The sequence below is a fragment of the Planococcus maritimus genome, from assembly GCF_001592825.1.
In the GTDB taxonomy this organism is placed as follows: domain Bacteria; phylum Bacillota; class Bacilli; order Bacillales_A; family Planococcaceae; genus Planococcus; species Planococcus maritimus_C.
In genome coordinates, this window is record NZ_LTZG01000011.1 from 186,217 (window position 1) to 199,643 (window position 13,427).

General features: G+C 48.2%; 9 protein-coding genes. 1 reads left to right on the plus strand and 8 read right to left on the minus strand.

What is annotated here, in order from left to right; translation table 11 throughout:
• Window positions 1-43: 43 nt before the first annotated feature.
• The 5 genes from AY633_RS09560 to AY633_RS09580 all read right to left on the minus strand — a co-directional run bounded on the left by AY633_RS09560 (window position 44) and on the right by AY633_RS09580 (window position 8,284).
• On the minus strand, window positions 44-1,870 hold the full coding sequence (locus AY633_RS09560; RefSeq protein ID WP_068488150.1) for an ABC transporter ATP-binding protein: 1,827 nt from the start codon (window positions 1,868-1,870) through the stop codon (window positions 44-46).
• Entirely contained in the window at window positions 1,867-3,591 is a 1,725-nt protein-coding gene (locus tag AY633_RS09565) for an ABC transporter ATP-binding protein (RefSeq protein WP_068488151.1), read from the minus strand. Before AY633_RS09565 ends, AY633_RS09560 begins: the two co-directional genes overlap by 4 nt.
• Window positions 3,576-4,061, minus strand: a complete 486-nt coding sequence (locus tag AY633_RS09570; RefSeq protein WP_068488152.1) for a MarR family winged helix-turn-helix transcriptional regulator — start codon at window positions 4,059-4,061, stop codon at window positions 3,576-3,578. The genes AY633_RS09565 and AY633_RS09570 overlap by 16 nt, the downstream gene beginning before the upstream one ends.
• 175 nt (window positions 4,062-4,236) lie before the next feature.
• Window positions 4,237-7,032 carry an EAL domain-containing protein gene (locus tag AY633_RS09575; protein WP_068488307.1) on the minus strand — a complete coding sequence of 932 codons (2,796 nt, stop codon included), beginning with the start codon at window positions 7,030-7,032 and terminating at the stop codon, window positions 4,237-4,239.
• A 355-nt stretch (window positions 7,033-7,387) separates the two neighbouring features.
• Entirely contained in the window at window positions 7,388-8,284 is an 897-nt protein-coding gene (locus AY633_RS09580) for a hypothetical protein (RefSeq protein ID WP_260804553.1), read from the minus strand.
• Between the two features lie 387 nt (window positions 8,285-8,671).
• Between AY633_RS09580 and ade the strand changes: the two genes are divergently transcribed.
• The gene (ade, locus tag AY633_RS09585; RefSeq protein ID WP_068488153.1) at window positions 8,672-10,399 is read left to right on the plus strand and encodes an adenine deaminase; all 1,728 of its coding nucleotides are present in this window, start codon (window positions 8,672-8,674) and stop codon (window positions 10,397-10,399) included.
• Between the two features lie 289 nt (window positions 10,400-10,688).
• On the opposite strand, the gene AY633_RS09590 is transcribed toward ade, so the two are convergent.
• From AY633_RS09590 to AY633_RS09600, 3 genes are all read right to left on the minus strand, one after another.
• Entirely contained in the window at window positions 10,689-11,657 is a 969-nt protein-coding gene (locus tag AY633_RS09590; RefSeq protein ID WP_068488154.1) for an NAD(P)-dependent alcohol dehydrogenase, read from the minus strand.
• Between the two features lie 237 nt (window positions 11,658-11,894).
• Window positions 11,895-12,629, minus strand: a complete 735-nt coding sequence (locus AY633_RS09595) for an SIS domain-containing protein (RefSeq protein ID WP_068488155.1) — start codon at window positions 12,627-12,629, stop codon at window positions 11,895-11,897.
• Window positions 12,630-12,703: 74 nt separating this feature from the next.
• Window positions 12,704-13,426, minus strand: coding sequence for a GntR family transcriptional regulator (locus tag AY633_RS09600; RefSeq protein ID WP_068460708.1), 723 nt, complete (start codon window positions 13,424-13,426; stop codon window positions 12,704-12,706).
• Between the last annotated feature and the right edge of the window lies 1 nt (window position 13,427).

Consider the following 13,427-nt stretch of genomic DNA (forward strand, 5'->3'; position numbering starts at 1 on the left):
CTGAAAAGCCCCTGTGCATGATGCACAGGGGCTTTTTTTAAAATTAGATGGCCACTTTTGCCGAAAACTGGCTGCGGTACAAATCCGCGTAAAACCCGTCTTCGTCAAGCAGCTGTTGATGCGTGCCTTGTTCAATAACTTTCCCTTGATCCATCACGAGGATCAAATCGGCATGCTTGATCGTCGACAACCGGTGCGCAATGACAAAGCTCGTACGCCCAGCCATTAAACGGTTCATTGCCTGCTGGATCAAGATTTCTGTCCGCGTATCCACACTGGATGTCGCTTCATCCAGAATCATGATCGGTGGATCGGCGAGAATTGCGCGGGCAATGGTCAATAATTGCTTTTGCCCTTGTGAAATATTCGATACTTCCTGATTCAGCACCGTGTCGTAGCCATCCGGCAAAGTTCGGATAAAATGATCGGCGTGCGCCGCTTTAGCCGCTGCCTGGATTTCCTCTTCAGAAGCCCCGATCTTGCCATAGCTGATATTGTTGCGAATTGTACCGTTAAAAAGCCATGTATCTTGTAATACCATGCCGAAATTATGGCGCAGCTCACGGCGCGACATCTCCCGCGAGTCCAGGCCGTCTATGGTGATGCGGCCGCCTTTTAATTCGTAGAAACGCATCAATAAATTGATCAATGTCGTCTTGCCGGCACCCGTCGGACCGACAATTGCCACCGTTTGCCCTGGCTGGACGTCAATATTCATCCCTTCAATCAACAAACTGTCGTCATAACCGAAGTCGACATCCTCGAATGCCACGGCACCTTTTGCCCGCGCCAATTCGGATGTGGCGACTTCTTCGACCTCTTCTTTCTCGTCCAATAATTCAAACACGCGTTCCGCCGCCGCCACTGTCGACTGGATAATATTGGCGATATTCGCCGTCTGGGTAATCGGTTGGGTGAATTGCTTGGAATAGGTGATGAATGCCTGGATGTCCCCAATCGAAATAGCACGCTGGATAACCAGCACACCGCCGACGATGCTGATCAACACATAGCTCAAATTCCCAATCAAGCTCATCATCGGCATGATAATACCGGAGATGAATTGCGCTTTGCGCCCGGCGTCATAGAGTTCAGCGTTGACCGCATCGAATTGCTCGTTCGATTTGGCTTCATGGCCGAACGCTTTGACGACTTGGTGGCCGGTATACATTTCCTCGACATGGCCATTGAGTCGGCCGAGATTTTTTTGCTGGCTGCTGAAGTATTTCTGCGACCGTTTCAAAATCGGCCCGATGACAAACAGCGACAATGGCAAAGACACGACCGCGATCAAGGTCAATAACGGGCTGATCGTCAGCATCATAGCCAGAATCCCGACAAGCGTCACGATCGAAGTGATAAATTGCGTCAAGCTTTGCTGCAAGGTGCTGCCGATCGTGTCGATGTCATTGGTCATGCGGCTCAAGGTTTCGCCATTCGGACGGCCGTCAAAATACTCAAGCGGCAATTTCTCCAGCTTTTTATTGACGTCTTGGCGCAAATCATAGACGGTATCTTGTGCTACGGTCGACATCATGTATTGCTGGAGGTAGCTGAACAAGCTACTGAATACATAAAGCCCAGCGAGCACGCTAAGAATTTGCCCAATCACGCCGAAGTCGATGCCGCCACCCGGTACGCCTTGCAATTGGCCATAGGCACCTTCGAATAATTCTGTGATGGCCATCCCCATAATTTTCGGTCCGACGATGGCGAAGACCGTACTGAGAATTGCGACGACGAAGACCGCCGCTAGTTTTTTCCAGCGCGGCTTTAAATAAGAGACAAGACGGCGGAATGTGCCTTTAAAATCTTTCGCTTTTTCCACCGGCATACTGGCTCCGGGGCGTGGAGGTCCCATTTGGCTCATGCGATCTCCTCCTCTGACAATTGGGATAGGGCAATTTCACGATAGACTTCGTTTGATTCCAAAAGTTCATCATGGGTCCCCATGCCGACCACTTGCCCATTTTCTAACACCAGGATGCGGTCCGCGTCGACCACTGTACTGACGCGCTGTGCCACCAATAGCACCGTGGCGTTTTTCGTCTCGTCTTTCAACGCTTTGCGTAGCTTGGCGTCGGTTTTGTAATCAAGCGCTGAAAAACTGTCATCGAAAATGTATAAGTCTGGTTTACGAATCAAGGCGCGGGCAATCGACAAGCGCTGTTTCTGTCCGCCTGACAAATTCGAACCCCCTTGTTCGATTTCCGCTTCGTAACCGCCGGCCATTCTGTGGATAAATTCCTCAGCTTGCGCGGTGCGCGCCGCCTGAGCCAGCTCTGCTTGACTCGCATCCTGCTTGCCGAAACGAATATTGTCGGCGATTGTTCCTGTAAACAGGACGGATTTCTGCGGCACAAATCCGATTTTCGAACGGATTTCTTGTTGGGGAGCTTCCCGAATATCAACTCCATTGACACGAATCGTGCCGCTTGTCGCTTCGTAAAAACGTGGCACCAAATTGACCAGCGTCGACTTGCCGGAACCAGTCCCGCCGATCAAGGCAGTAATTTCACCAGGCTTTGCGGTAAAGCTGATATTTGATAATGCCGGCTCAGACGCCCCTGGGTAATAAAACGACACATCGTCGAACTCTAAGGTGCCGCGTTCCCGGTCGGCTTTTTTTATGCCGTCATCTTGGAATGCTGGCTGCATCTCCAGGACCTCATTGATGCGTTTCGCTGACACTGCAGCTCGCGGAATCATGACGAACATAAAGGATGCCATGACAAGTGCAAACATAATCATCATGACGTATTGAATAAACGCCATTAAATCCCCGATTTGCATAGCTCCGTTATTAATGCGAATGCCGCCAAACCAAATGACGGCAACAACAGTCATGTTCATGACCAGCATCATGACCGGCATTAAAAACGCCATGACTTTATTGACTTTGATGGAGACATCCGCAAGCTCCCGGTTGGCTTTTTGCATCCGCGCTTTTTCTTCCGTTTCGCGGTTGAACGCGCGGATGACCCGTATGCCTGTCAGATTTTCACGCACCACCAAGTTTAAGCCGTCCAGCTGCTTCTGTACTTGCTGGAATAACGGCATGCCGTATTTCAAGATCAGCAGAATCGACACGGCCAAAATCGGCATCGCGCCGACAATGACTAAGGATAGCTGCGCATCTTTCGAAATCGCCAGGATTAAGCCCCCCACCAACATGATAGGCGCACTGATGACCATGCGCAGCATCATGATGACGACTTGCTGGACTTGTGTAATGTCATTTGTCGTCCGGGTAATGAGCGAGGCAGTCCCTACTTCATCAAACTCCTGCAGCGAAAATTGCCCAACGTGCTTAAAGACTTTTTGGCGCAAATCGCGGCCAAGCCCCATTGCCGCTTTGGCGGAATAATAACTGGCGAAAATGGCTGCTGCGGCACCGACTGCAGAAACCAATAGCATCCAGCCGCCGATTCTCCAAATATAAGGAATATTTCCTTGCACTACCCCATTGTCGATAATGTCAGCCATCAACGTCGGCAAAAACAGTTCTGCCATCGACTGGCCAAACACCAAAGCAATGACACCGACAACCACCCATTTATATGGACTCAGATTTTTTAGGATTTTGAGCATGTTATTGCCCCCTGTCGCTTCGTCTTAGTTAAACTGGCTGAAATGTTTCGATGCGCAGCAATCAGTTCCTTGATTTGACGCTCGGTAAACTGGCTGCTCGCTGTCTTGAACAATTGATGCAAGCCTTTTTCTTGCAGATGAAGCTCCTCGGCTAGCGCAAGTCCTGAATCGCTTAGTTCGAGGCACATCTCGCGGCGGTCTTTTTCCATCGGCTTCCGAATGACATAGCCTTCCTTGGCCAATCCGTCCACCGCCTGGCTCAATGTGCTTTTCGGCAGGAAAGTCTGGGCACCTATCGATTTTTGCGTTATGTTGCTGCAGCGGAAGAGCGTCATCACAATCGAGTATTGAGGAATGGACAGTTCTTTTTCTGCCGCCGACTGTTGGATGATCCGTAGCATGTTTTTTTGTACTTCGGCAAAAGACAGCATCAATTGCATATAAGTGGTTGTTTCGTTTTCCTCTTTCATATCGTGCCCCGCCTTTTTTAATCGTTCCAAATGGAACTATCTATTGTATTGACTTAAAGCTACTCCGATTGCCGCAGTCCGTCAATTTTGAAGCACTGGATTTCGTTGCACAAAAAAGCTCCGCCAGTTTGAACTGGCAGAGCTTTGAATGGAGACATGGTCTATTCTAGATGGTTTATAAATGCCTGGAATCGCTGCTTGAAATAGGCGCAACGCTTTCGACATATGCAGCCAATTCTTCCGCCCCTAAAGGTTTGCTATAATAATACCCTTGAATGTAAAAGCAATCTTTAGCTGACAAAAACGCCAATTGCGCTTTGGTCTCCACTCCTTCTGCAATAACATCCAAGCCCAAGTTTTGCGCAAGCGTGATGATTGTGCTCGTAATGGCCGCATTGTTTTTGTCGGTTAAAATATCGACCATAAAGGATCTGTCTATTTTCAAGGTATCGATTGGAAAGTTTTTCAAATACCCGAGTGATGAATACCCCGTGCCGAAATCATCCAAGGCGATTTTAATGCCCAGCATCTTGAGTTCCCTCATTTTGTCGAGCGTCATGTGGGTATTCCGGAAAATCTGGTTCTCGGTCAATTCGATGTGCAGAGATTCTGGATTTATCCCTGTCTGCTTTAGTACCCCTTCAATCATGGAAACCAAATCATCTTCTTCAAATTGTCGGCCGGACAAATTGACCGACACCGAAAGCTCTGTTCGGCCTTCGTCATGCCATTTTTTTAATTGAGCACATGCACATTCCAGCACCCATTTGCCGATAGGAACGATTAATCCTGTAGCTTCTGCGGTCGGGATGAACTCTACCGGGGAAATCATGCCTTTGGTTGGATGATTCCAACGAATCAATGCCTCGGCGCCAATCATGCGCTCGGTGCGGCAATCGATTTGCGGTTGGAAATGCAAGAGCAACTCGTTGTTTTCCAAGGCTTTATACAAGGCATTTTCCAAAAAGATGCTTTCCAGGTTCCGCGTGTTCATGTCGCTTCTAAAGAAATGATAAAACGTACCTGATTTTTCTTTGGATTTATACATCGCAGCATCCGCATTTTTGATCAGTACTTCTGCCGTTTCTCCGTCTTCAGGGAACGCGCTGATGCCGATGCTCGCTTTAATATGAACTTCATTTCCTTTCAAAACGAAGGGATCTGTAAATGAATCCACTAAGCAATCCACCAAATCCATCAACTCTGCCAAGCTGTCGAATCCTGGCAGCACGACAGTGAATTCATCCCCGCCTTGTCTCGAGACAAACGCATGATCCGGCATATATTGGCTGATGCGGTCAGCGACTTTTTTCAATAAAATATCCCCATAGCTATGGCCGAGGCTATCGTTGATGATTTTAAACCGATCCAAATCCAGATAGAGCACCGCTAACTTCTGTCCAGTCAATTTCGCTTTTTCGATTTCCTGGTTCAAAAAATAATCCAGCAACACCCGGTTCGGCAAATCCGTTAAATGATCGTAATAGGCGAGATGGGTAATTTCCTTCTCCAGTTGCTTTCTTTTCGTAATGTCGCGGAAGGTAACGACTTCCCCGATCATCTTGCCGTCTTCTTTTACAGCAGACACGACATACTCTACCGAAAAATCGACGCCGTTCTTTTTTCGGAACTTCAGATCCTGTTTCAATGACAACGATGCCGTCGACAACACATTATCTTTATTTAATATGACGCTATAGCATTGTCCGATCAGTTCACCTTTTGCATAACCTAATGCCGCTTCTGCCGCACGATTGCAGAAAGTGATTTTCCCCTCCAAATCAAGGCCAAAAATCCCGTCTTCTACGGAACTCAAGACAAGTTCATTTTGACGTCCCAAATTCTCCAACTGACTGATCGCCTTTTGCAATTCGTCGTTTTTCACACGGATTTCTGAAGTCCTCTCGTGAATGATCATTTCCTGCTTTTCCATAAACAATAAATTGGACAGGAGCGAAGAGGTCGCTTCCGCAATCGATTGGGCCAGATGAATATGCGATTCGCTAAAGACCGGATCTGATGTATCGAAATTTACGAGCACCATCGCCCCGAGCATTTCCCCCATCGTGACAAAAGGCAGGAACAACATTCGCTTAATGCCAAACATTTCGCAAACTTCTTGGTTTACCCGGCTGTCTTTTTCCACATCCAGAATATATAGAGGCTTCTTGGTCTTCATGACCGCTGCAAAAGCAGGATCTACCGAAGGGTCAAACTCCATCTCCTCATGCTTTTTCAGCCAATCTTCTTCCGTCCATTTGCTCTTATCACTTAAATAGGAGGGTTTCAACTTCGCACCGGCGACCGGATCGAGCAAGTGAACGCCGATATTGTCGATGTTCAAAACTTGTCCTGTATAGTGGAGACAAATGTCCAATACCTCGGGCAAGGTTGAGCTCAACGATAGGTCCCGCGTCAAATCCAACAACATCTGCTTTTCAGCCAACAAACTTTCTTTTCGCTTCAAGTTTTTGACATTCCGAATCGCGACTCCAGCCATATTGACATACGCTTCCACAGTCTGGATTTCATCTGCAGACAGATCCATCGGAATCCCGTAGTCAAACAAGAACACCAACCCAAATAATTCGCCCTCGTAAGAAATCGGGAGCGCCAATAAAGACTTGATGCCAAATCCCGCGACAGCCCGCGGATCGGGGCGCCCATCAGTTGACGTGTCTGGGATGTAGATGGTCTGTTGCGTTTCGATAACCTCTTTTGCTAGTAAATCATAATCCGTATCCACGACATGCATATCGAGCGTCATGCCGTTGATGACTTCCGGTTTCCCTACATATCCCCGGAATTTGCCATCTTCTTGCGGTAAGTAAATGCCGACAGAATCGCAACGCATTACTTCCTCGGAAATTGCCGTGACCACATGCTCCAGCAAGGGGCGCAACTCCAAGTTGGTGTTAATTAATTTGGTAATGTGGGCTAAGCGCGAATACCTTGTTTGATTTTTTCCCATCATATATACCGACCTCCAATAACTGGCTCATTGCTCCAGCACTTAAAACAAACAAGAGCTTTTTTCACACGATATTTGTGCCATTTCATTTAAGCTGGCATAGATTACTACTATATTACCTCAAAATCCACTAGCTAAAATAGTTACTTTTACCTTTTATTTCACCATTCACTAACAAAAGCACTTGTATATCCCTTGTGCTTTTATTTTTTAACAACTTTAACCTATTAGCTATGTAAAATTAATCGCAAATATTCCAAAACTATCATATTCACGCATACAATGGTCGAAAAAAACAAGCCCTCTGCATTTGCCTGTATGGCAATCGCAAAGAGCTTAAATAGGTTAAAAGTCATTAACGAGATGCTACTTCCGCAATAAAGCCTAGCAAAATGCCGATAACTTGTCCTTTAAATGCATCTGGTACAGACTCACCTGTTGGATTTCGATAATAAAGTCGATCATTTTCCTCTTGATAGACAAAACCGATTGCAGTCAACTTGACAATCAATTCTTCAGGCAAGGCTTTTGTGCCGGTCAATCCCTCAAGATAAGGGCCTGCATAGACGAACACATCCACATCATCAAGACTTGATTCCAAAAGAACCAAATCCTGTTCTCCCTTTACAATCCATTGCCCTTTGGAATTGATGGCAAGCTGTTTGCCTTGCAAGCTTGAAATTCCCATTAAATTAACGCCGAAGATTTGATTGACCAATAAACTCAATTGCGCTCCCGTTAGAGCATAATTCGATTGTTTGATATAGCGGTCCATGACTTCATTTTTCGGCATGTTCATGATGAACTCGTCTTTTTTGGTTGAAGTGGGATCTTGCTTCAAAGATAGGCGCAAAGTTTCCATGACAGGCGCCGGATAAATCGCCAGTTTGCTGCCATAGTCATTTTTTGAGACGAGGTCTAAATCAATATCAAAAACTTCCTCGACTGCGCACCGAACTTCCTTGCCTTTTACCTTTTTGCCAAACGAAGCCAAGTAATATTCCCACACTTTGATTTTTGGCAACTGGTTAATAACCGATATTGCATCATAGGAATCTGCATCCATCCCCATGGTTTCGCTAACCGCCTTTATCACTTTTTTGGAATAGTTAGCTTCTTGCAGATCTTGGACTTCGTAAACTTGTGAATGCTCTACTGCTGTGGTCTCATTTGCTAGAACACCACTGCTTGCCCCCGTCAATGCCATGATGGCCATCAAAGTATAAATCATCATTTTTTTAACATGATTCATTAACATTCTCCCCCTTTTAGCCTGTCGATTTTCGAAAACATTTAATAACGTTAGATAACCCTCAGGACGTTAAAGCTTATCGTAGTTATTTTATCATGATTCCTTCGAAATATGCATGCTAATAGGACTCATTTTATTGAAAATTACGGATTTTTTTACCAATCATGCGCAACAGGTCATGGAGAAAATCCTCAATCTCAGCTAAACCTTAAAAAAACCATTTATGTGGTGTAATTGTGTAGTGCACAGGGACATTTTCGATTTCCCTGTCACTAATGACGCGATTTACGCCGCTCGAATTGTGTGGTGCACAGGGACATTACACTGTAGAATAGAGCAAAACTATATCCAATCCCCACTCAATCAAACAAAGGAGCGTGCTGCCCCATGACAAAAGCCCAACTGAAAAACAGGATCGCCGTAGCCAATAAAGAGAAAAAAGCAGATCTTGTCATCCGCCATGCGTCGATTGTCAATGTCTTCACCAAAACCTTGACGACCGGAGATGTCGCGGTATGCGACGGCGTGATCGTCGGCATTGGCGACTATGAAGGCATTCAGGAAGTCGATGCAAGGGGCAAATTCCTTGCCCCCGGCTTAATCGACGCCCACGTCCACATCGAATCATCAATGGTAACGCCCCAGCAATTTTCGCAAATTGTCTTGCCGCACGGGGTGACAACCGTCATCACCGATCCGCATGAAATCGCCAATGTCAGTGGAGTGGCAGGACTTGAATTTATGTTGAAAGATGCAGAGTCAGCCTTGCTGGACATTAAAATGATGTTGCCGTCCTGCGTCCCTGCGACGCCTTTTGAAAATGCGGGAGCTCGACTTTCTGCGGAGGATTTGCGGCCTTTTGTCGGACGCGACCAAGTGCTGGGCCTAGCGGAAGTGATGGATTTTCCGGCTGTCCTCAATGGCGACGAGGCGATGCTCGACAAACTTTTGTTAAGCAGCCAAATTGACGGTCATGCGGCTGGCCTCACCGCTAACGACATTAATGTCTACGGCACGGCCGGCATTTTGACAGATCATGAATGTGTAACAAAAGAAGAAATGGCGATGCGCCTTGAACGCGGGCTTTACGTCATGCTGCGCGAAGGTTCGGTCGCAAAAGACTTGAACGCCCTTCTTGAAGGCGTCACCGAACAAAACGCGCACCGTTGTTTGTTTTGTACAGATGACAAGCATCTCGACGATTTAATCGACGAAGGCAGCGTCGATTACAATGTCCGGACAGCGATTCGCCATGGCATCAACCCCATCACAGCCATTTCAATGGCGACTCTCAACGCCGCCCAATGCTTCGGCTTGCATCGAAAAGGCGCCATTGCCCCAGGCTACGATGCGGATTTCGTGCTGCTTGATCGATTGGAAGACTTTATGATTGCTGAAGTCTATAAAGGCGGCCAATTAGCGGCGAAAGATGGCCGCTATACCGGCCCCGTCCAAGAAGCGAGCGATCCCTCAGCTGTCCACGATACGGTCCGCTTGCCCGAACTGTCTCTGGCAGATCTGCAAATTCCGATGGGCACCAGCACAAAAGCGCACGTCATCGGCATTAACCCGAACAAATTGATTACCGAGCATGTCATCGAAGACGTCCCCGTTGTTGACGGAAATTTTGTTTCAGACGCCGCAAGCGGCCATTTGAAAATCGCCGTCATCGAACGCCACCGGGCAACCGGCAATATCGGCCTCGGCATCGTCAAAGGGCTGGGCCTTCAAGATGGTGCCATCGCCACCACCGTTGCACACGATTCCCACAATGTAATTGTCGTCGGAACAAATGACGAAGACATGCTCATCGCCATCAACGCCCTTCACGAGCTGCAAGGCGGGCTCGTCGTCGTCCAAAACGGCCAAATCCTGGCCACCCTGCCGCTGCGGATTGCCGGATTGATGTCCAGCGAACCGTTTCCCGACGTCTACGACCAGCTAAAGGCAATTGACGAAAGCCTGTTGCAGATCGGCGCCCCGACCCATTTCAATGCATTCCTGACCTTGTCGTTCCTATCACTGCCGGTCATCCCCCACCTAAAACTGACCGACCGCGGTTTGTTCGATGTCGCCAGCTTCCGCCATATCGAAGTGGTCGTGCGGGAAGGGTAAAACTTGACCTTCGTCCCTGTGCACCGCGCAATTCAACTGCTGGCGCCTCTTTCAGAACGCTGATTTGACGGCGTTTTTGTTCCGATTGGCGCTGGTTTTGTCCCTGTGCACCACACAATTCAAGCAAAAAAGGAACACAGCTCTCGTATAATCGGGAGCTTTGTTCCTTTTTTTCTCACTTAGAAATTGTGTCTTACACAGGGACATTTTCAGTCCACATCATCTAAAAAAGCTGTCACAACAACATTCACCGCTCAGCGAATTGTGTCTTGCACAGGGACACATACGTTCAATGCACCATAACCACATTCCCTGCTTTCATCCCGCTCTCCACATAACGATGCGCTTGAGCTAGCTCGTCGAGTGGATACGTGCGATCGATGACTGCCTTCATCTGCCCAGCCGCAAACAACTCGACTAAATAGCGCAAATCATCGGCTTTATAATTCGCTACGCCCATATATACTCTCCCCGCGCCTTTTCTTCTCCCCTTAAATTTCTGCAGGACTTCGCTAAGGCTCGGATTGCCGATCAAGTAAATGCCCGTCGGTTTCAATGAACCCTTAGCTTGCGCGAATGTATTTTTCCCGACGATGTCAAAAATGACGTCATAAGTTTCGCCATTCGCCGTAAAATCTTCTCGCTCGTAATCAATGACCTTGTCCGCCCCGACCGATAAAAGCATATCCAATTTTTCCTGCCGGTCGATCGCTGTCACTTCAGCGCCTTCGTGTTTCGCAAGCTGGACGGCGATGGTGCCGATGCTGCCGCCTGCTCCGATGATCAATACTTTTTGCCCGGCTTGGACATTGGCTTTCCGGAGGAAGAATAATGCGTTCATTCCACCTGTAGGAATCGTGGCGGCCTGTTCATAATCAAGCTCGTCTGGCATACGGACAATCGCATAGCGCTCCGGCAAACAGACATACTCAGCATTCGCACCGAGCTTCATCCCGGTCGACCCGACTACACGATCGCCTATTTCGAAATGTGTCTGGCTCTCCCCGACCGCTTCCACCACGCCGGCAAACTCCTGCCCCAAGACTTTCATTCGCGGCTTGCGAGCACCGAATAGCAAACGCATCGGCAACCGTAAATAAGGGGGAAATGTAAAGCTGCGCATTTCACAATCTCCCGCCGTGACGGTAGATGCCAGGACTTTGATGCTGATTTCTTTGGCTTTTGGCCTCGGTTTTTCAAGTTCATGCAGTTCCAAAGTTTCCGGGGTTCCGTAACGCGTGCAGACCATCGCTTTCATATGCCTTCTCCCCTTTTCTACAATATGCCATGTCTTTATTGCACGGTTCTCTTGCAGTGGGCGAGCCCTTGTCCTTTCGATAATCAATCCGGCAATTCGGTTCTCTTCCATTTCTTACTTCTATCTTTGCCATACTGGTTCCTGCTTAATTGTGTCTTGCACAGGGACGCAACCAGACATAAACCCAGCAACACCGCCTTTTTCCCCATACGAATTGTGTGGTGCACAGGGACATTATCACGACAACAAAGGAATCCGCTCGCGGTACTTTTCGACAAGTCGATGATTGTGGTCGTCGGCGCCGTCGATATTGCCGCTCAAAAACACGGGCGGGTCGAATCCTTGGTCGGCCATTTGCTTAATCGCCTCAGCGAAGATGGCATTTAAAATCGTGGCTCCCACAACCGTTGAAGTGGGGCCGAATGGAACTTTTACTTTGTCGTAGGCAAGAACGGCGTCTCCGGCAACAGAATGATTGTCGATGACCAGATCGACAGCGTTGTATAGATGGTTTCCGCTGCTGTGGCGGGAAGGCTGGCTCCGGGAATAGTCTAGGGACGTCAGCCCGATCGAAAAGACATCTTTTTCGCGAGCGTGCATGGCCACATCGACCGGCACCGGGTTGCGTCCTGAGGTCGATAGAATGATCAGCACGTCTCCGGGACGGAAATCCTGTTCCGCTAGAAAGCTCGCGGCGTAATCGGGCTGCCGCTCTAATCGGGAGGACGTTACGGCGCCTTCATGAAGCATCAGCGGTTCGATCAGGATCGGATGGATGGGTACCAATCCGCCTGCACGGAAAAAAACTTCTTCCGTCAGAATATGCGAATGTCCGCAGCCAAATAAATGGACGATGTGGCCGTGCGCGATTGCTTCGGCTACTTTACGGGCCGCTTGTGCCATATTGTCTTTTTCACTCGCTTCAATCACTCGGAGCTTTTCTTGTATTTTTTCAAAGTATGCCGTTAACATTCATCCCAGCTCCCTTGTGTATTCAAATGAGTCATGAGATTTGCCCTCGATCAGTTCCGCGGGCTTCCAATTCCTCAACGTTGAATTTCAGAAATGAATTTATAGCGGTCTGCCCGGTAGATGCTGCGGACGACTTCAAACGGCTGCCCGTTCGTCAGGTAACTGGCTCTTTCTATCAGCAAAATCGCAGATGGGACTTGGATCTGAAGCAGTTCTGCTTCTTCCGGTTTCACGAGTGCCGCTTCCATGCGCTGGCTTGCGTGGCTGATCTTTAATTGCTGCTCTTGCTCAATCAACGAATACAAAGATCCGGTGAAGGTTTCTTGACTGAGTTGTGGGAACAACTTAACTGGGAGATAGGTTTTTTCAAGCGCCATTGGCTTATCGTCTGCATAACGGATTCGTTCTACATAAAATACCTTTTCCCCGTCCTCTAATTGAAGCTCTTTGGCAATGTCCGGGCCCGGCGTAATGGTCTCGAAACGGATCAGTTTATTGCCCGGCACCATACCGCGTGACTGCATGTCCTCGGTAAAGCTCGTCATGCCAATCAGCGGCTGCTCCACTTTTGGCGAAGCGACAAATGTGCCCCGTCCTTTTTCCCGGTACAGCAATCCGTCGTTTACCAAATTGGTAATGGACTGGCGGACGGTCATGCGGCTGACATTGAAAAGCTCCGTCAATTCGCGCTCAGACGGAATGGCGGCTCCTACAGGAAACTCGCCCTGCTCCATGCGGCGCTTTAGTTCATCTTCAATTTGAATATACATCGGTACACGTGATTGCTTGTCTAGCAAC